Origin of the sequence: Pantoea sp. GbtcB22, from assembly GCF_019091025.1 — a bacterium.
GTDB lineage: Bacteria > Pseudomonadota > Gammaproteobacteria > Enterobacterales > Enterobacteriaceae > Pantoea > Pantoea leporis.
Window position 1 is genome coordinate 1 of the sequence record NZ_JAGXKB010000056.1, and the last position, 321, is coordinate 321.

The window sequence follows — 321 nt, forward strand, 5'->3', positions numbered from 1 at the left end:
GGAGTGGAGCTGGCAGGGAGCGCTTATGAGCAGCTGACGGCGGACGGCCGCAAGGTGCGCGTGGTGTCTATGCCATCCACCGTCGCCTTCGCCAAGCAGGACGGGGCGTACCGTGAATCCGTGCTGCCAAAAGCCGTTGCCGCACGCGTGGCGATTGAAGCGGGTATCGCGGATTACTGGATCAAATACACCGGCCTGAACGGCGCGATCGTCGGCATGACCACCTTCGGTGAGTCAGCGCCTGCGGATCAGCTGTACAAAGAGTTTGGTTTTACGGTTGAGAACGTGGTTAACCCGGCGAGATCGGTTTTGTGATTTGAG

At 59.8% G+C, this 321-nt stretch carries 1 protein-coding gene; it reads left to right on the plus strand.

Annotated features, from left to right (window positions below; all coding sequences use genetic code 11):
* A partial coding sequence (locus KVT28_RS24760; RefSeq protein WP_305801797.1) for a transketolase C-terminal domain-containing protein occupies window positions 1-315 on the plus strand: 315 nt, incomplete at its 5' end.
* Window positions 316-321: the final 6 nt, after the last annotated feature.